Source organism: Bradyrhizobium sp. 197, from assembly GCF_023073375.1.
In the GTDB taxonomy this organism is placed as follows: domain Bacteria; phylum Pseudomonadota; class Alphaproteobacteria; order Rhizobiales; family Xanthobacteraceae; genus Bradyrhizobium.
Genome location: NZ_JADPJJ010000143.1, coordinates 208731 through 226790 on the forward strand (window position 1 = coordinate 208731; position 18060 = coordinate 226790).

At 63.8% G+C, this 18060-nt stretch carries 15 protein-coding genes and 2 pseudogenes; 10 read left to right on the forward strand and 7 right to left on the reverse strand.

From position 1 onward, the window contains the following. Positions 1–130 precede the first annotated feature (130 nt). Positions 131–934 (forward strand): hypothetical protein, encoded by an 804-nt coding sequence (locus IVB27_RS32325; protein ID WP_247446834.1) that lies wholly within the window; start codon positions 131–133, stop codon positions 932–934. Between the two features lie 139 nt (positions 935–1073). Here the strand turns inward: IVB27_RS32325 and IVB27_RS32330 are convergent, their stop codons facing one another. After that, positions 1074–3440 (reverse strand): xanthine dehydrogenase family protein molybdopterin-binding subunit, encoded by a 2367-nt coding sequence (locus tag IVB27_RS32330; RefSeq protein ID WP_247446835.1) that lies wholly within the window; start codon positions 3438–3440, stop codon positions 1074–1076. A 209-nt stretch (positions 3441–3649) separates the two neighbouring features. Here IVB27_RS32330 and IVB27_RS32335 point away from each other — a divergent pair, with 209 nt between their 5' ends. Both IVB27_RS32335 and IVB27_RS32340 read left to right on the forward strand, forming a co-directional pair. Continuing rightward, positions 3650–4720, forward strand: coding sequence for a Ppx/GppA phosphatase family protein (locus IVB27_RS32335; protein ID WP_247446836.1), 1071 nt, complete (start codon positions 3650–3652; stop codon positions 4718–4720). A gap of 1 nt (position 4721) precedes the next feature. Further along, positions 4722–5408, forward strand: coding sequence for an RlmE family RNA methyltransferase (locus tag IVB27_RS32340; RefSeq protein ID WP_247346005.1), 687 nt, complete (start codon positions 4722–4724; stop codon positions 5406–5408). 40 nt (positions 5409–5448) lie between these two features. Here IVB27_RS32340 and IVB27_RS32345 read toward each other — a convergent pair whose 3' ends face one another. Continuing rightward, positions 5449–6939, reverse strand: a complete 1491-nt coding sequence (locus IVB27_RS32345) for an MFS transporter (RefSeq protein ID WP_247446837.1) — start codon at positions 6937–6939, stop codon at positions 5449–5451. A 398-nt stretch (positions 6940–7337) separates the two neighbouring features. On the opposite strand from IVB27_RS32345, the gene guaB reads away from it, so the two are divergent. The 3 genes from guaB to IVB27_RS32360 all read left to right on the forward strand — a co-directional run bounded on the left by guaB (position 7338) and on the right by IVB27_RS32360 (position 10555). Then, on the forward strand, positions 7338–8831 hold the full coding sequence (gene guaB / locus IVB27_RS32350; RefSeq protein ID WP_247446838.1) for an IMP dehydrogenase: 1494 nt from the start codon (positions 7338–7340) through the stop codon (positions 8829–8831). A 255-nt stretch (positions 8832–9086) separates the two neighbouring features. Then, positions 9087–10109 carry an NADPH-dependent curcumin/dihydrocurcumin reductase gene (gene curA / locus IVB27_RS32355; protein WP_247446839.1) on the forward strand — a complete coding sequence of 341 codons (1023 nt, stop codon included), beginning with the start codon at positions 9087–9089 and terminating at the stop codon, positions 10107–10109. Positions 10110–10258: 149 nt separating this feature from the next. After that, positions 10259–10555 carry a hypothetical protein gene (locus tag IVB27_RS32360; RefSeq protein ID WP_247446840.1) on the forward strand — a complete coding sequence of 99 codons (297 nt, stop codon included), beginning with the start codon at positions 10259–10261 and terminating at the stop codon, positions 10553–10555. A gap of 15 nt (positions 10556–10570) precedes the next feature. Here IVB27_RS32360 and IVB27_RS32365 read toward each other — a convergent pair whose 3' ends face one another. Further along, positions 10571–10798 carry a hypothetical protein gene (locus IVB27_RS32365; protein WP_247346030.1) on the reverse strand — a complete coding sequence of 76 codons (228 nt, stop codon included), beginning with the start codon at positions 10796–10798 and terminating at the stop codon, positions 10571–10573. A 259-nt stretch (positions 10799–11057) separates the two neighbouring features. On the opposite strand from IVB27_RS32365, the gene IVB27_RS32370 reads away from it, so the two are divergent. Next, positions 11058–11480, forward strand: coding sequence for an MAPEG family protein (locus tag IVB27_RS32370; RefSeq protein WP_247446841.1), 423 nt, complete (start codon positions 11058–11060; stop codon positions 11478–11480). 47 nt (positions 11481–11527) lie between these two features. Then, positions 11528–12829, forward strand: a complete 1302-nt coding sequence (locus IVB27_RS32375) for an RsmB/NOP family class I SAM-dependent RNA methyltransferase (protein WP_247446842.1) — start codon at positions 11528–11530, stop codon at positions 12827–12829. Positions 12830–12935: 106 nt separating this feature from the next. On the opposite strand, the gene IVB27_RS32380 is transcribed toward IVB27_RS32375, so the two are convergent. From IVB27_RS32380 to IVB27_RS32390, 3 genes and pseudogenes are all read right to left on the reverse strand, one after another. Next, complete coding sequence (locus IVB27_RS32380) at positions 12936–13145, reverse strand: cold-shock protein (RefSeq protein WP_007592195.1); 210 nt, start codon at positions 13143–13145, stop codon at positions 12936–12938. 259 nt (positions 13146–13404) lie between these two features. Next, positions 13405–13737 (reverse strand): DHCW motif cupin fold protein, encoded by a 333-nt coding sequence (locus IVB27_RS32385; RefSeq protein WP_247446843.1) that lies wholly within the window; start codon positions 13735–13737, stop codon positions 13405–13407. 87 nt (positions 13738–13824) lie between these two features. Then, a pseudogene (locus IVB27_RS32390) lies at positions 13825–14195 on the reverse strand (nuclear transport factor 2 family protein). 148 nt (positions 14196–14343) lie between these two features. On the opposite strand from IVB27_RS32390, the gene guaA reads away from it, so the two are divergent. Next, positions 14344–15942, forward strand: a complete 1599-nt coding sequence (guaA, locus tag IVB27_RS32395; protein WP_247446844.1) for a glutamine-hydrolyzing GMP synthase — start codon at positions 14344–14346, stop codon at positions 15940–15942. A 114-nt stretch (positions 15943–16056) separates the two neighbouring features. Here guaA and IVB27_RS32400 read toward each other — a convergent pair whose 3' ends face one another. Next, positions 16057–16482, reverse strand: coding sequence for a VOC family protein (locus tag IVB27_RS32400; protein WP_247446845.1), 426 nt, complete (start codon positions 16480–16482; stop codon positions 16057–16059). A 544-nt stretch (positions 16483–17026) separates the two neighbouring features. Between IVB27_RS32400 and IVB27_RS32405 the strand changes: the two are divergent. Next, positions 17027–17926, forward strand: a pseudogene (locus IVB27_RS32405) (HNH endonuclease). The last annotated feature ends 134 nt before the right edge of the window (positions 17927–18060 follow it).

The window sequence follows — 18060 nt, forward strand, 5'->3', positions numbered from 1 at the left end:
CGGTTCCGCAGCCCGCGCGTGGTACCCCATCCGGGCCGCAAAGGCGAGGGGATTGACCCCGGTTCCTCAAGGCCTACGATCGGTCCGCAACAACAAGAATTCAGAGCAAGAATTGAGGGAAGGTGACCCCATGCCGAACCGGCTCGAAACCCATCGCGTCGTGGCCTACAACACTGCAAAACAATCCGAAAACAAGATGCATGACGACAATGTGGCGCGCCGCTTCGGCTTTTCCGGCGGGCTGGTTCCGGGCGTCGATGTCTTCGCCTACATGATGCACGTGCCGGTGGCGCGCTGGGGCCGCGATTTCCTGTCGCGCGGGCTGGTCGAGGCGCGCTTCATCAAGCCGGTCTATGACGGCGAGACCGCCGATGTCGATGCGACCGAGCACAATGGCTTGCTCACGATCGAGGTGTTCAGCCGCACCGAGCTCTGCGCCACCGGGACGGCAACGCTGCCGGCGGCCGCCGCGACTGCGGTGTCGTTGAGCGAGTATATCGCGGTGCCTGTGGTGGCCGAGCGTAAGCCAGTCAGCGCAGCGACCTTCGAAACCGGAAATTGGCTGGGCACGACGCCCCGGCGCTGGGCCGGGCAGGATGCAGCCGACTACCTCGCCGACATCAGGGAGCCCGATCCGATCTTCGCGCGCGAGGGGCTCGGCCATCCCGGCCTGATCCAGCGCGTCATGAACCGCGTGCTGGTGGACAACACCATTCTGGGCCCGTGGATCCATGTCGGCAGCCGCATGCAGCTGCTGTCAGCCGCACGCGCCGGCGACGAGATCACCGCGCGGGCAAAAGTCACCGCGAACTACGAGAAGAAAGGCCACCGCTTCGTCGAGCTCGACGCGCTGGTGGTCGCCAACGGCACCACGCCGCTGGCGCATTGCCAGCACACCGCGATCTTCCAGCCGCGCGAGCAGGCGGCAGCGTAACAACACGCGCTGTCATGCCCCGCGAAGGCGGGGCATCCAGTACGCCGCGGCTTCTCGATTCTAGCCGCGCCGCCTCTGGAATACTGGATCGCCCGCTTTTGCGGGCGATGACAGTTGTGGACGCGGAGATTACGCAGCCTTACGCCGCCTTCGCATCCTGGATCGCGCGCCACACCCGCTCCGGGGTCAGCGGCATGTCGATGTGCTTGATGCCGTAGTCGGAGAGGGCGTCGATCACCGCGTTCACCACCGTCGACAGGCTGCCGGCGCAGCCGGCTTCGCCGCAGCCCTTGCTGCCGAGCGGATTGGTCGTCGCCGGCACGGGGTGGTCGCCGACCGTCATGAACGGAACGTCCTCGGCGCGCGGCAGGGCGTAGTCCATCAGCGAGCCCGTGATCGGCTGGCCGCTCTCGTCGTAGCGGATGTGCTCCATCAGCGCCTGCCCAATGCCCTGGACGACGCCGCCATGGAGCTGGCCCGCGACCAGCAGTGGGTTGATCACCGTGCCGAAATCGTTGACGGCGCTGTAGCGCACGATCTGCACGACGCCGGTTTCAGGGTCGATCTCGACCTCGGCGACATGGCAGCCGTTCGGGAAGGCCGACGGCACCGGTTCGCTGGTGTGGTCGACGTCGAGGCTGTCGGGCACGCCCTCCGGCGTCTTGCCGTCATGCAGGCGCTTGGCGAGCTCCATGATGTCGATGCTGCGGTCGGTGCCGGCGATCGTGAAACTGCCGTCGGCGAATTCGATGTCGGCTTCGGACGCTTCCAGCATGTGCGCAGCGGCACGCTTGCCCTTTTCGATCACGAGCTTGGCGGCCCCCACGATCGCCATGCCGCTCGCGGTGATCGAGCGCGAACCGCCGGTGCCGTTGCCGGTGTGGACGATGTCGCTGTCGCCCTGCACCAGCTTGACACTGTCGAAGGGCACGCCAAGCTGCGCACACAGCACCTGCGCGAACGCGGATGCGTGGCCCTGGCCGTAATCGAGCGTGCCGGTGATGAGCTGCACGCTGCCATCGGCATCGAACACGATCTTGCCGAGCTCGGGGCTCGGCGGCGCGGTCACTTCGAGATAGGAGCCGACGGCGATACCGCGCAGCTTGCCGGCCTTCTTGCTCTCCTTCTTGCGCTTGGCAAAATTCTCGTGGTCGGAGATTTCGAGCGCCTTGTTGAAGACAGCCTGGAAGTCGCCGCTGTCATAAGTGACGCCGGAGGACGCGGCGAACGGCATCTGGTTCTGCTTGATGAAGTTGCGCTTGCGCAAGGTCAGCCGGTTGATGCCCATCTCGTCGGCGGCGCGGTCGATCAGCCGCTCCATGTAGTAGTTGGCCTCGGGCCGGCCGGCGCCGCGATAGGCGCCCATCAGCGTGGTGTTGGTCAGCACCGTCTTGATGTCGACGGCCATCAGCGGTGTGCGATAGACGCTGGAAAAGTTCTTGCTGGTGTTGAGCGAGAGCGGACTGGGCGCAACGCCGGTGATGTAGGCACCGAGATTGCCGTAGCCTTCGAGCTTTGCCGCGAGGAAATGCCCCTCGGCGTCAAGCGCCAGCTCGGCATGAATCTTCTGGGCGCGGCCGTGGCTGTCGGACAGGAAGCTGGTGGAGCGTTCGTCCAGCCACTTCACCGGGCGGCCGAGCTCCTTGGCCGCGTACAGGATGCACATGTATTCAGGGTAGTTGACGTTCTTCATGCCGAAGGAGCCGCCGACATTGGCGGTGAGGATGCGCACCTTCTCGTTCGGCACTTTCAGGTTCTTGGCGAGGTTGGCGCGGTTGCCGGCGACGCCCTGCGTCGGCATCTGGATGGTGTAGCGCTCGGTCTTCTTGTCGTAGGAGGCAAGGCCAACGCGGGGCTCCATCGAGACCACGGCGACGCGGGTGTTCTCGATGTCGACCTTGGTCACGTGAGCGGCGCCGGCGAAGGCGGCGTTGACCTTCTCGATGTCGCCATAATGGTAGTCGAGCGCGACATTGTTCGGGATGTGGTCGTAGAGTTGCGGCGCGCCGGGTTTTGCGGCGTCCTCGGGCTCGGTCACCGCGGCCAGCGGCTCGATGTCGAGCTCGACCGCCTCGGCCGCGTCGCGCGCCTGGGCCAGCGTCTCCGCGACCACGAAGGCGACGGGATCGCCGACGAAGCGGACCTTGTCGGTCGCCAGCGGCTGGCGGTTGGTCTGGCGCAGGGGGGAGCCGTCGCGGTTCTTCAGCGGCAGGCCGCAGGTGAAGGGGCCATAGCCGGCCGCATCGAGGTCCGTGCCGGTCCAGACCCCCAGCACGCCCGGCAGTGCCTTGGCGGCGTCGGTGTTGATGCCGCGGATGATACCATGGGCATGGGTGGAGCGGACGACGACGGCATGGGCCTGGCCGGGCAGGTTGAAATCGTCGGTATAGCGGCCCTTGCCGCGCACCAGCGTGTCGTCCTCCTTGCGGCGGACCGGCTGCCCGACACCGTATTTTTGCAGTGCAATAGCGTTTTCGAGCGTGGATGATTTCGTGTGTTCTTGCATGGAAATGACCTGAAAAGCCGGCATTTGCGCATTTTCGCGCCAGCGGGGGACCGGATCCTGTTGAGATAACCCACCGGCCCGTTCACGACAACGCACGAATGGGCATGGTCCCATGTGATGCGTTGTTGCGCAGGACTGACGCACTGCTAAGGTTTCAGGCGAAAAAGCAATTCCAGCTCGGCCCACCCGGCCGCGGAAAGACAATTTGTATGAATGACCACACGCGGCTCCGCGACGGCCTCGCGCCGCACGGTGAGCTGGGGTCGATGGCGGCGGTGGCGTTTGCCACGGAACCGGCCGTCGGCGCGCAAGCGCCGGGAACCGGCGTCTATGCGGCGCTGGACCTCGGCACCAACAATTGCAGGCTCCTGATAGCCTGTCCGACCCATGACGGCTTTCGCGTGGTCGATTCGTTCTCGCGCATCATCCGGCTCGGCGAGGGTGTCTCGGCAACCGGCTGCATCAGCGAGGCTGCGATCGAGCGCGCCGTCGTGGCGCTCGGCATCTGTCGCGACAAGATCAATCTGCGCAAAGCCAAGCGATTGCGGCTGATCGCCACCGAGGCCTGCCGTGCGGCTTCGAATGCGGAGGATTTTCGCAGCCGCGTCGCGGCCGAGACCGGCATCGAGCTCGAGGTGATCGACCGCGAGACCGAGGCGGCGCTCGCCGTGCTCGGCTGCTCGCCGCTGGTCGATCCCAGGGGGCGCGGCGCGATCCTGTTCGACATCGGCGGCGGCTCGACCGAGCTGGTGCGGATCGAGCGCGACTGGGAGAATCCGGAGCCACGCATAAAAGCTTGGATGTCGATTCCGTTCGGTGTGGTCACACTGGCCGAGCAATTCGGCGGGCGCGACGTGACGCCGGAGATCTACGCTGCGATGGAGCGCGAGGTCGCCCGTCACATCACGCCGTTCGCCGAACAGCATGGCGGCGATCTTGCCGACATGCATCTGCTCGGCACGTCGGGCACGGTGACGACGCTTGCCGGCATCCATCTCAAGCTCGCGCGCTACGATCGGCGCCGGATCGACAGCGTCTGGATGAATGATACCGACGTCACCGCGACCATCAACATGCTGCTCGGCATGAGCTACGAGGAACGCGCCGGCAACAGCTGCATCAGCGTCGAGCGCGCCGATCTCGTGCTGGCCGGCTGCGCCATCCTCGATGCGATCCGCCGCGCCTTTCCGCTGCCGCGCCTGCGCGTCGCCGACCGGGGCCTGCGCGAGGGCATGCTGGTCGAGATGATGCGCGAAGACGGCGCACTCAGGAGCTGGTGAGATGGCCAAGGACACCACCGGCCGCTTGCACGTCCAGGTCAAGACCCACGGCAAGCGCAAATTGTCGTCGAAGCTCTGGCTGGAGCGGCAGCTCAACGACCCCTATGTCATCAAGGCGAAGGCGCTGGGCTATCGCTCGCGCGCCGCGTTCAAGCTGCTGGAGATCGACGACAAATATCGGCTGCTCAAGCACGGCATGGCGGTGGTCGATCTCGGCGCTGCGCCGGGCGGCTGGAGCCAGATCGCCGCCAAGCGCGTCGGCTCGGTCGACGGCAAGGGCAAGGTGATCGCGATCGACCTGTTGGACATCCCCGAGATTGCCGGCGTCGAGTTCGCTCAGCTCGATTTCATGGACAATGACGCGCCGGACAAGCTCAAGGCCATGCTCGACGGCGGCGCCGATGTCGTGATGTCCGACATGGCCGCCAACACCACCGGCCACCGCAAGACCGACCAGCTCCGCATCGTCGGCCTGATCGAGACCGCCGCCGCCTTTGCCTGCGACGTGCTAAAGCCCGGCGGAACTTTTTTGGCAAAGGCGTTCCAGAGCGGCGCCGACGCCGAGCTGCTCGCCCAGCTCAAGCGCGATTTTGCGACGGTGCGTCACGTCAAGCCTGCCGCAAGCCGTGCGGATTCCTCGGAGCGCTACGTGCTCGCGACGGGATTTCGGGGCGGGGCGACGGAATAGCAACAAACTCCGTCATTGCTCGCAACGACGAGAACAGAGACTATCCCAGCCGCTGATCCCGCGCGTCCTGGGTATCCTCCGTCGCTGCCTTGATGGCGGCACTCGCCGCGCCCTTGCCCGCACCCTTGCGGCTCGCGATCTCGACCGCCTTGCGGCCGGAGACTTCGTGGCCGGCATCGTCGGGCATCTGCCAGAAGAACCAGCTCGACGCAGCCGAGGTCAGGGCGATCACGACGAAGGCCGGCGCAAACACGGTGGCGTTGAGCTCGCTGACATGGCTAAGCCACATCGTGGTCTCCACCGAGGCGGCACCCACGGCGACGCCGGCCGAGACCGCGAGCTGCTGGTTGACGCTGACGAGCGTGGTGGCGCGGCTCATCTGCGCAGTCTCGACTTCGGCATAGGCCACCGTGTTGATCGCGGTGAATTCCAGCGAGCGGAAGAAGCCGCCGATCACCAGGATGATCATGATGATGAGCAGCGGCGTCGTCACCGTGAACAGCGCACAGGCGGCGAGGAAAACCGCGCTGACGAGTGCGTTCACCGTCATCAGCTTGCGGAAGCCGAACGCGCGGATGACGCTTGCGGCCAGCGCCTTCATGCCCATGGCGCCGAGCGAAGAGCCAAACGTGACGAGACCGGACTTGAACGGCGACAGGCCGAAGCCGATCTGCATCAGCAGCGGCAACAGGAACGGCAGCGCGCCGATGCCGAGCCGGAATATGAACCCGCCGAGAATGGCCGCGCGCAGCGTCGGAAGCCTCAGCAGCGCGAAGTCGAGGACCGGCGATCCCGTCCGCCGCGCGTGAATGACGTAGAGCGTCATCGAGATCGATCCGCCGACGACCAGGGCGGCAATCGTGCTCCACGGCAACAGATTGAGACCGGCAACCGAGAGCCCGAACGCAATGCCGGCAAGGCCGAGGCCCGCCAGCACCATGCCGTAGAGGTCGAACGGCTCGCGTTCCTCGCTCTTGATGGGATCGATGAAGCGCAAGGCCATGAAAATGCCGAGCAGCCCGATCGGGATGTTGATCAGGAAGATCCAGTGCCACGACGCATAGGTGGTGATGAAGCCGCCGAGCGGCGGCCCGATCACTGGGCCGATCAGGGCAGGGACCGGCACCCAGGCCATTGCATTGACCAGCGCGCTCTTGTCGACGGAGCGCAGCAGCACGAGGCGTCCGACCGGGGTCATCATCGCTCCGCCCATGCCTTGCAGGATGCGCGCGAACACGAAATCGTTGACGGATGTCGAGAGCGCGCAGCCGACCGAGCCGACCATGAACACGCCGACCGCGATCGCAAACACCATGCGCGCGCCGAACCGGTCGGCGGTCCAGCCGCTCGCCGGGATGAACACCGCAAGCGACAGCAGATAGGAGGTGATCGCGAGCTTGAGCGTCAACGGGCTGGTGCCGATGTCGGCCGCGATCGCCGGCAGCGATGTGGCGATGACCGTCGAATCCATGTTCTCCATGAAGAGAGCAGTGGCCACGATCAGTGGAATGACGCGTTGCTTGTCGACCATGACGAATTGGTAATGGAAATCGGAAGGAAGGGCGGAGTTGCGGCTTATCATCGCCGCCGACCCGCCACCATTGCGGATCAACGCATAGCACCTAAATCCTGCGTGACCCCAGATGGGCGCGCCCCTGCGCCGGAGATCGCGATGATTTACCGGCACGGGGCCGTCGTGGACGCCATCCGGCGGCACGGGCCGCGGAGCTATCCGCGCTGAACTTGCCTAAAAAGGCCTGTGCATGGCTGGCCGGCGGTCCGATTTGCTTTGATTCGTCACCCTCCCGTGCTATCGACCCGCGTCAACCCCACCGATGGGCTCCGATTCTCCGGCGATGCCGCAAGGTACGCCGAGGGCGGCGCTCATCCATAGCTATTTGCGGCAGGGCCGCAGGAAGGAGTTGGCAAATGGCCACGGTGCAACTTCAGGGCATTCGCGAAGCCTTAACGTTCGACGACGTGCTGTTGAAGCCGGGCCTGTCGGACGTCATGCCGGGCGAGGTCGACATCCGCTCCCGCGTCACCCGCGCCATCCCGCTCAACATCCCGATCATGGCCTCCGCCATGGACACGGTCACCGAAGCCCGCATGGCGATCGCCATGGCGCAAGCCGGCGGCCTCGGCGTCATCCACCGCAATTTCGATCCCGAAGGGCAGGCCGCCCAGGTGCGGCAGGTCAAGCGCTACGAGTCGGGCATGGTGGTGAACCCGCTCACCATCAGTCCCGACGCCACGCTGGACGACGCGCTCAAGCTGATGAGCGATCACGGCATCTCGGGCATTCCCGTCGTCACCGGTGCGGGCAAGTCCACGCCGGGCAAGCTGGTCGGCATTCTCACCAACCGCGACGTCCGCTTTGCCACCGACCGCCAGCAAAAAATCTCCGAGCTGATGACGCATGAAGGTCTCGTAACGGTGCGCGAGAATGTCAGCCAGGACGAGGCGCGGCGGTTGCTGCACCAACACCGCATCGAGAAGCTGCTCGTCGTCGACGATCAATATCGCTGCGTCGGACTGGTCACCGTGAAGGACATAGAGAAGGCGGTCGCGCATCCGCTGGCCTGCAAGGACGCGCAGGGGCGCCTGCGCGTCGCCGCCGCCACCACGGTCGGTGATAGCGGCTTCGAGCGCACCGAGCGGCTGATCGATGCCGGCGTCGATCTCGTCGTGGTCGACACCGCGCACGGCCATTCCCGTCACGTGCTGCACGCGGTCAACCGCATCAAGCGTCTGTCCAATTCGGTGCAGGTTGTTGCCGGCAACGTCGCGACCTCTGAGGGCGCACAGGCGCTGATCGATGCGGGGGCGGACTGCATCAAGGTCGGCATCGGCCCGGGCTCGATCTGCACCACGCGCATCGTCGCCGGCGTCGGCGTGCCGCAGCTCACCGCGATCATGGATGCGGTCGAAGCTGCCAAGAAGGCCGACATCCCCGTCATCGCCGACGGCGGCATCAAGTTCTCCGGCGACCTTGCCAAAGCGCTCGCCGCCGGCGCCGACATCGCGATGGTCGGCTCGCTGCTCGCCGGCACCGACGAGACGCCCGGCGAGGTGTTCCTGTGGCAGGGCCGCTCCTACAAGGCCTATCGCGGCATGGGCTCGGTCGGCGCGATGGCGCGCGGCTCGGCCGACCGCTACTTCCAGCAGGACATCAAGGACACGCTGAAGCTCGTGCCGGAAGGCATCGAGGGCCAAGTGCCCTACAAGGGCCCGGTCGGCAACGTCATGCACCAGCTCGCCGGGGGCTTGCGCGCCGCGATGGGTTATGTCGGTGCAAAGGACATGAAGGAGCTGCATGAGAAGGCGAACTTCGTCCGCATCACCGGTGCGGGCCTGCGCGAAAGCCACGTCCACGACGTGACCATCACGCGCGAAGCGCCGAACTATCCGGGCGGCGGTTAGTCCTCTCGCTTTCGTGCCCCGGACGCAGCGCAGCGCTTCTTTAGCGGTGCGCTGCAGAGCCGGGGCCCATCTTTCCACCTGATCGCATGGGGCGTTCTGGGTCCCGGCTCTGCGCAGCAGCGCAAGGGCGCTGCAGCGCGTCCGGGACACGAGAGGCGCGCTCGCATCAGCGCCGGTTACCCCAATGCTTTTGTATTGACGCAGCTGCCTCCCTCCGCTTCGCTCGCGACGAAGAAAACTCTGGAGGAAGCCATCATGACCCAAGCAAAACGCATCGTTCTCGCCGCGCGTCCCGTCGGCGAGCCGAAGTCGTCCGATTTCCGCCTTGAGGAATTCGCAGTCCCGACGCCAGGCGCGGGCGAAGTCCTGCTGCGCACGATCTGGCTGTCGCTCGATCCCTATATGCGTGGGCGCATGAGCGACGGTCCGTCTTATGCGACGCCGGTGCCGGTCGGCGGCGTGATGGAAGCCGGTACGGTCTGCGAGGTCGCAGCCTCCAACAATCCGAACTTCGCCAAGGGCGACATCGTGCTGTCGCGCGCGGGCTGGCAGACGCATGCGATCTCCGACGGCAAGGGGCTGAACAAGATCGACCCGAAGCTCGCGCCAATCTCGACGGCCATTGGCGTGCTCGGCATGCCCGGCATGACCGCCTACACGGGCCTTCTCGATATCGGCAAGCCGCAGGAAGGCGAGACCGTCGTCGTCGCCGGCGCCTCCGGCGCGGTCGGCTCGGCCGTGGGACAGATCGCGAAGGTCAAGGGGGCACGCGCGGTTGGAATCGCCGGCGGCAAGGACAAATGCGACTACGTGGTGAAGGAGCTCGGCTTCGATGCCTGCCTCGATCACCGCGATCCTGATCTGGCGGCGAAGCTGAAAGACGCCTGTCCGAAGGGCATCGATGTCTATTTCGAGAATGTCGGCGGCGTCGTGTTCGAGGCGGTGTTCCCGCTGCTCAACCCGTTCGCGCGCGTGCCGGTCTGCGGCCTGATTGCGCATTACAACGACACCGAGGCCAAGCCGCCGAAATGGGCGGCCAGCATGATGCGCGCGACCCTGACCAAGCGGCTGACGTTCCGCGGCTTCATTGTCTCCGACTTCGCCTCCCGCCATGGTGACTTCCTGCGCGATATGTCCGGCTGGGTCCGGGACGGCAAGGTCAAGTACAAGGAGTTCGTCACCGAGGGCCTGGAAAGCGCGCCCGGAGCCTTCATGGGGCTCCTGAAGGGCGCCAATTTCGGCAAGCAGCTGGTGCGGGTCGGGCCGGACAAGGCTTGATCCACCGCTCCGGCCCCCTCGGGGGCGGAGATGGTTAATAAAGAGTGACCGATCGGCCACACCTGCCCGCAAAAGCCGCAAGTGTGACCGTCGGTTCATTGACGGGCCGGCGAAGGCATTGAATCATTGCGCATATTTCAGGTGCGATGATGTTAGAGATTGTTGTTTTCTGCGTAATCCTTTTGGCCGCTGGCTATTGGGCGACCATGTTCGTCATGGGCCGTCGAGACGACGTCATCCATGGCAAATTCGTTCACGGCGACGATGAGCGCGCGTTCACGCAACCCGCAATGCCCACGCCTTTGCCGCCATTCCCCAAGCGTCCGGTCAAAGCCGCGCGGCCTGCCAATGTTCAGCGTGCCGATACCGGGACCAAGCCGGTGAACAGCGAGGCTCTGCAATCCTTGCTTGCCGCGATCCAGCAGGATCTCAAAAGCGTCGCTTGAACACCGGCCGGCGAGCTAGTGCTCGCCGCCCATCTGGGCGAACAGCTCCTCGATGTCGACGTCGACCTGGCCGGCCGCCCTGACATGGCGGACCTCAAAGCTGTCGGGCTGGAAGCGGTACTCCACGAGCCCGACCTTCTTGATCGCGATCCGGTCCTGGCGCGCGTCGTTGATTCCTGAAGCCGGCTGAGGCGCCCAGACGTGGTGGGTGTGGCGCCAGGTGAAGTCGCGCCGCTGGTGCACGTGACCGGCGGCTTCGGCGAGGGGCCGATCACGGTCGGATTGTCGCCGATGTCGTGATTGCCGGGGATGTAACGGCAGGCGACGGGCAGGGCGGCGTGCAGGCTTTGCGCCCAAAGGGGCCAAAATCGCTTTAACTATCGACAGTTGGCCGCCTCATCGGGAACGCCGGTTCAACTCGTTGATTGTCAGGAACAGCGGTGACGGCTAATGGACGCTAGCTGTGCCTTCCGCCGGATGGGAAGATCCCGGGAAAATTCCGATGTCCATTCAAATGGTTTTGCTGCCGGTCTTCGTGCAGGTCGGTCTCACCTTCGCGCTCCTGATCGCCATGGCGCTGGGGCGCCGGCGCGCGCTCGTCTCCGGCGAGAGCAAGAGCCGCGACATTGCCCTGGGCGAGCCCAACTGGCCGCAGGGCGCCACACAATTCGCCAATTGCTACCGCAACCAGTTCGAGCTGCCGGTGCTGCTCTATGTCCTGATCGCGCTGGCGCTTCCCTTGCGCCATGCCGATCTCTTCATCGTGCTGATGTCCTGGGTGTTCGTGGTGACGCGGTTCGTCCATGCCGGCGTATTCGTCTCCTCGAACCAGCTCGGCCCGCGCTCCACGATCTGGCTCGCCGGCGTGCTCGTGCTGCTGGCGATGTGGATCTACTTCGCGCTGAAAATGCTGTTGCTGATCTAGGCGCTAATCGCCAATCCTGATCTGCAGGATTCACTGAAAGATTTGAAATGACTCCCGCTGCCCGGCTGTCCGCAGCCATCGAACTGATCGACACCATCGAGAAGGACCGCGTTCCCGCGGCCAAGGCACTGAAGGAGTGGGGCACCGCGCACCGCTTCGCCGGCTCCGGCGACCGCGCCGCGATCGGCGGCCTCGTCTGGGACGTGCTGCGCCGCTATGCATCGAGTGCGTTCCTGATGGATGCCGACACCGCGCGGGCGCGGCTGATCGGCATGCTCCGGCTCGAGCGCAACATGGACGCGGCCACCATGGCCGCGCTGTTCGACGGTAGCCGCTTTGCCCCCGCGCCGCTGACCGACGCCGAGCAGGCCGCGCTCGCCGTGCGCTCGCTGAAGGACGCCCCGGCCGCGATCGCCGGCGACTATCCGGAATGGCTGGAGCCGTACTTTGCGAAGGCATTCGGCGAGGACCGCGTGGCGGAGGCCGCCGCGATGGCGAGCCGGGCGCCGCTCGACCTGCGCGTCAACACGCTAAAATCCAATCGCGACAAGGTGCTGGGGGCGCTTGCTCATCTTCATGCGAAACCGACGCATTGGTCCGCAACCGGCCTGCGCATCGCGCTTTCGGCCGATGCACGCAACCCGGGCGTCCAGGCGGAAGAGGATTTCATCAAGGGCGCAATTGAAGTGCAGGATGAGGGATCGCAGCTTGCGGCCGCTTTGACCGCGGCAAAACCCGGCGAGCAGGTGATCGATCTCTGCGCCGGCGCCGGCGGCAAGACGCTGGCGCTCGCCGCGATGATGCAGGGCAAAGGCCGGTTGATCGCAACCGACAGCGACAAGCGGCAGCTCGTACCCATTCACGAACGCCTGTCGCGCGCCGGCGTCCACAATGCCGATGTGCGCACGCCCAAGGGCGAGGCCGATCCGCTGGCCGACATCAGCGCCACCGCCGACCTTGTCGTGATCGACGCGCCGTGCACGGGAACCGGAACCTGGCGCCGCAACCCCGACGCCAAATGGCGCATGCGCCCGGGGGCACTGGAGATTCGCCTGAGGGACCAGACCGCGGTGCTCGATCGCGCGGTTCCGCTGGTCAAGGCCGGCGGCCGCATCGCCTACATCACCTGCTCGGTGCTGCCCGAGGAGAACGGCGAGCAGGTGAGGGCGTTCACCGGCCGCCATCCCGAATTCGCGGTGGTGCCACCCGAGCAGACCGCGAGTGTGCTCTGGGACAAGTCGGAGGAGTTTGCGCAGGCCGCGCTGCAGTCGCCGGAGGGATGGCTGATGACGCCGCGGCGGACGGGCACGGACGGGTTCTTCGTTTCGGTGCTGAAGAAGACCGGCTAGAACCACCCAAACAAAAAACCCCGCGAACCGTTACCGGTTCGCGGGGTCTGTTGTCTCAACGCTTCTAACCGGTACGTCCGTGGTCAGAGCGCTGTTGTGCTGGCGATTAGCCGACGCGGAGATTGTCAGCGGAGGACTTGCCGCTGCGACGATCGGCGACGATGTCGAACGAGACCTTCTGGCCCTCGTTGAGGGTCGAGAGGCCGGCGCGCTCGACGGCGCTGATGTGCACGAACACGTCCTTGTCGCCGTCATCCGGCTGGATGAAACCAAAACCCTTTTGATTGTTGAACCACTTCACGGTGCCCATAGCCATGGGGAATTTCCTTTGCTTGAGAAGTTAACACGCAGACCGGAACGCGACATTGCGTCCATAGTCCTCATCAGTCGATGTTGGAGAATTCATCTGAAGCGTGCGCGCCCGTCAGCAACGAAGCGAAGCGGCCCAGTCGTTCGGCCAAGTATCGATGATCACAATATAGCGAGATTTTGGGGCCACTTCAAGGCACCACCCGTGGTTCGGGATGTCGCGCCAATTTGCTATTTTGCGGTGCAAATTAACCACCCGGGAGGCCTCAATCGACGATGAAAAGCGTTGCCCCGGTCGCTGTGGAGGACCGATGCGCGGCATCGCCGAAATCCGAGACCTGGTAGCTCATCCCCGCCGTGAGCTTGAACGTGCGGCCGTCGCGCAGCTCGCTGTCGAGCTCGCCTTGCAGCACGTAGAGCACGTGGCCGCGATCGCACCAATGGTCGGCGAGATAATCCGGTGAATACTCGACCATCCGCACCCGGAGGTCGCCGATGTTGAGCGTGCGCCACTGGGCCTGCCCGGTCTTGCCGGGATGGATGGTCGGGGTGACCTTGCTCCAGTCGGTGACGGTGAAGGGGGACGTCGGGAGTTTCATGGTGGGGGTCCTGGTCGTGGTCCGGCGGCGGTGTTGCTAGCGTATGCGTTCGCCACAGTCTCCGTCATTGCAATGACGAGGATGGGCCTAGTGCGCCAAATGATTAGCCGAGCCCTGCACGATCAGCCCCGCCGCGTTCACCCGCAAATACTCGCAGATCCGCTTGCCCCGCTCGTTCTCGTAGACCACCACCACGCTGTCAGGGCTGACGAACAATTCGATCAGCGAGAAATGCAGGTTCGGCAACAGGCCGAGCGCCTTGCCCCAATAGGCGCGCAAAGCGTCCTTGCCGCGCACGGTGCCATCCGGCTCGAATCCCATCGCGGGGATGCGGTCCGAGGTCATCACGGCGTCCTCGTCATAGAGGGTGAGCACGCGTTCGAGATCGCCAGTATTCCAGGCCTCGCCCAGGTGTGGCCGAGCGCGGCGAGATTCGACGGCTGATGATGCGGTGGCATGGCGTCCTCCCTGATCGGCCCCTGGTGATTGACGGGGCGTATTAGGTCAATAATACTGACCTATATCCATTTGTCCACGCCCAAAGAAGAATGTGGGCGCGCGGCCCGCGCGGTTGCGGGAAAAGCGTCCGTCGCGTATCTGCTTGCCATGACAGCAGCACAGAACGACCGCTCCGCGTCGACGCTCTCAGTGGCCTCGGCGCACGACAAGATTCTCATCGTCGACTTTGGCAGCCAGGTGACGCAGCTGATTGCGCGCCGCGTGCGCGAGGACGGCGTCTATTGCGAGATCGTCCCGTTCAACAAGGCCGAACAAGCCTTCAAGGAGATGAAGCCGAAGGCGGTGATTCTCTCCGGCGGCCCTGAGTCGGTGCATGAGGCGGGCTCGCCCCGCGCGCCCCAAGCAATCTTCGATTCCGGCGTGCCCGTCCTCGGCATCTGCTACGGCCAGATGACCATGGCAGCCCAGCTCGGCGGCACCGTCGAGGGCGGCCATCACCGCGAATTTGGCCGCGCCGATGTCGAGGTCAAAGCCGCGAGCAAGCTGTTCGAGGACGTCTGGTCAGCAGGCGGCAAGAACCAGGTCTGGATGAGCCATGGCGACCGCATCACAAAGATGCCGCCGGGCTTCTCCGTCGCCGGTACCTCGCCGAACGCGCCCTTCGCGATCATCCAGGACGAGACGCGCAAATATTACGGCCTGATGTTCCACCCCGAAGTGGTGCACACGCCCGACGGCGCAAAACTGATCCGCAATTTCGTCCGCAAGATCGCGGGCCTCTCCGGCGACTGGACCATGCGCGCCTTCCGCGAGGAGGAGATAGCGAAGATCCGTGCGCAGGTGAGCAAGGGCAAGGTGATCTGCGGCCTCTCCGGCGGTGTCGATTCAGCCGTGGCTGCCGTGCTGATCCACGAAGCCATCGGCGACCAGCTCACCTGCGTGTTCGTCGATCACGGCATGCTCCGCCTCGACGAAGCCGAGACGGTGGTTGACCTGTTCCGCCACCATTACAACATCCCGCTCGTGCACGTGGATGCGTCGAAGCAATTTTTGGGCGAGCTCGAAGGCGTCACCGACCCCGAGACCAAGCGCAAGACCATCGGCCGCCTCTTCATCGAGGTGTTCGAGCAGGAGGCCAAGAAGGTCGGCGGCGCCGACTTCCTGGCGCAAGGCACGCTCTATCCCGACGTGATCGAGAGCGTCTCCTTCACCGGCGGCCCCTCGGTGACGATCAAGTCGCACCACAATGTCGGCGGTCTCCCTGCGCGCATGAACATGAAGCTCGTCGAGCCCTTGCGCGAGCTGTTCAAGGACGAGGTGCGCAAGCTCGGGCGCGAGCTCGGCCTGCCCGAAATCTTCGTCGGCCGCCACCCGTTCCCGGGCCCCGGCCTCGCCATCCGCTGCCCCGGCGATATCACGCGCGAAAAACTCGACATCCTGCGCCAGGCCGACGCCGTCTACATCGACCAGATCCGGAAAGCAGGCCTCTACGACGACATCTGGCAGGCTTTCGCCGTGCTGCTGCCCGTGAAGACGGTAGGCGTCATGGGCGACGGCCGTACCTACGACTTCGTCGTGGGCCTGCGCGCCGTCACCTCAACCGACGGCATGACCGCGGACTTCTACCAGTTCGATATGAAGTTCCTCGGCGAGACCGCCACGCGCATCATCAACGAGGTGAAAGGCGTGAATAGGGTGGTGTACGACGTGACCAGCAAGCCGCCTGGGACGATTGAGTGGGAGTAGGGGGCGTAGAAAAGGCGGCGTTTGGATAGTAGCGGATAGGATTAGGAATTCAGTTTAACAGATCGTCTTCGATAGTGTCGAGATGAACGGGACACCAAACATTCACCGAGGCACTCATGAGTCCCGCATCGATGGAGTGATTGTTATTCCAACCAGAATTCCTTCCGGCGAAAGGAACCGTGTGACAGTCTGACCCCATGGCTCCTTCTTGTTCTTGATGAGCAGTCGATAGCCTCGCGATTCCAGTTCCGCAGTTGCGCCTTCAACGTCTTCGACATCAAATTCGAGCCATGCTTGGGGAACAGGTGTATTGTCTGGCCAGGAATCTTTGCCAAAGCAGGACTGTGCCGCCTGATCGAGCGGCCACAAGGCGAAAGTCCGAACTCCTTTCAGAGCCTCAGTATGCAGGTAACCACCCTGCTCCTTCTTGAATGAGATATTGAGGGTCTCGCCGTATAATTTTCCGCCCGCGACTCTATCGCGGACGATTGGCCCAAACCCGGCAACGAACAAGACTTTGATACGCTCGAACTCTTGCATATGAGCTCCTCTTGCAGAAGCGGGACTTACGGTTCCATCAGAGACTGGCCCACACGATGGGCGCGCGTAGGCGCTGCACAGGTCGGCCATTGTGTGAACGCCAGTGCCGCCATATGGGTTTCCTACAAGGGAAACACTACGGATGTGGGTTTGGACTGACCCTTCACGGCGCTCGCCGATTCGACGCGCCATATCGGCGCGATTGGACCAAAAATCCCCGGTCGCATGGACGGTGACGGTCTTTTTTCAGCGAGGCGTTTCTGCTTACATTCGTCGGGCTTTCAAAAAAATCGACCGATCGTCGGCGATAGTCGCTGAAACCGAGCAAATTCCAAATCGCCGAAATTCTCCTTTGAATTCAAGAGTGCAAATTTCTGACGGATCGGGCAGTCGGTTCTTCGTCGTACAGGGAAAGACTTTTGTCTGTTAAATCAAAGCATTATAATCGCTCAAAATAATCGAGTGGGAGTAGGGAGTTTCCTCTCCAGGTTCGGCATCACTGGATTAGGCAGTTACTTCCTCGAGAGGCGTCGTCGCATAAATCATGGGATTTGGGGTATTCATCCATCGATCGGACTCGATCTACGATGACAGCCCGGCTGAATAATATCAGTTTCCCAGTCATTATCTCCGCCGTGTTGAAGCCTGCATCGGCGATTGGATCATCTATTACGAACCAAGCAAGGTCTCGGAGACGCGCGGCTACTTTGCGATTGCTCGGGTTCAGCAGGTGATTCCCGACCCTGGTGCCTCGGGGATGTATCTCGCTCTGATCGAGCCCGGAAGTTATCTCGATTTTGCCAATCCAGTCCCTTTCAACGGGCCGACTGGTCCCGCAGAGCGCGGCGTCCTGAATGAGCAGGGCCGAATTTCAGGACGTGCGCAGTCGGCAGTCCGCCCAATCTCTCCGGACGATTTCAATAGAATATGCGAACTCGGTTTGGCGGAGGGCGCGCCCTTGTTGCCCCGGGTGGATGAGGACGTTCGACTGCTTCAGGTTGAGGAGAGGCAGGCGCCGTTTAAGTGCGACCAGCAGGGAGACCGCGTTAGCCTCACAGTGTCGAGAGTCTTACGCGATCGAGTTTTTCGTCGGATCGTGTTGCGGGCCTATGATGAGCGTTGCGCGATTACTGGGCTAAAGCTCATCAACGGGATGGGGCGCGCAGAAGTCGCCGCGGCTCACATACGACCGGTTGAGGCGAGCGGTCCGGACATCATCAGCAATGGCATCGCTCTTTCAAGTACCGCGCATTGGATGTTCGATCGCGGTCTGATCAGTTTGGCAGACGATTTGGAGATATTGATCTCGCGCCAAACAAATGATCCCGACGGAGTGCGGTCGATCATCAACAAGACCGGTCGCGCCCTTGCGCCGCATCGGATATCCGATCGGCCTCACCCCCATTTTCTTAATTGGCATCGCGAGCATTGTTTCAAGCAATAGGTGCGGTCGTGTCAGGCACTTCCGGCCGCTCGGCGTGCCTGTGCTCGATCACATTGTCGAGTTGCCGCCCTCCTGACGGAATCCGTGCCAAACCGCAAGATCGGTCGGGCGAACCATGGCCGTCAGCGTCTAGA